General features: G+C 40.4%; 1 pseudogene. It reads right to left on the bottom strand.

Going from position 1 to position 230, the window contains the following annotated elements:
• Positions 1-116: 116 nt before the first annotated feature.
• Positions 117-230 (bottom strand): annotated as a pseudogene (locus R0J88_RS24040) (tRNA 2-thiocytidine(32) synthetase TtcA); the annotation flags it as partial.

The following is a 230-nucleotide window of genomic DNA, read 5'->3' as shown; positions in this document are numbered from 1 at the left end:
CTGCCATATCAACCTAATGAGCAAGAAGAATTAAGCTTGGCGTTTTTAAAAGGATTAGCCGACGGTTAAACTAGTTTTGGGTTTGCTTTAATGCAACCCCAAAAAATACAACTTAGTTAGCTTAAGTTAATTGTAACAACGCCAGCGTTTTCTTCGTCTGTAGCGCTGTTGACAGGTACTTTAGGAATATCTGGCTTGTCGAGTGCAATATCGCCGCCATCAATCACTTC

This window comes from Pseudoalteromonas sp. SIMBA_162, assembly GCF_046535955.1.
GTDB classification, from domain to species: domain Bacteria; phylum Pseudomonadota; class Gammaproteobacteria; order Enterobacterales; family Alteromonadaceae; genus Pseudoalteromonas; species Pseudoalteromonas marina.
Note: the sequence above shows the minus strand (reverse complement) of the source record. Positions and strands in the feature narration are given on the sequence as shown.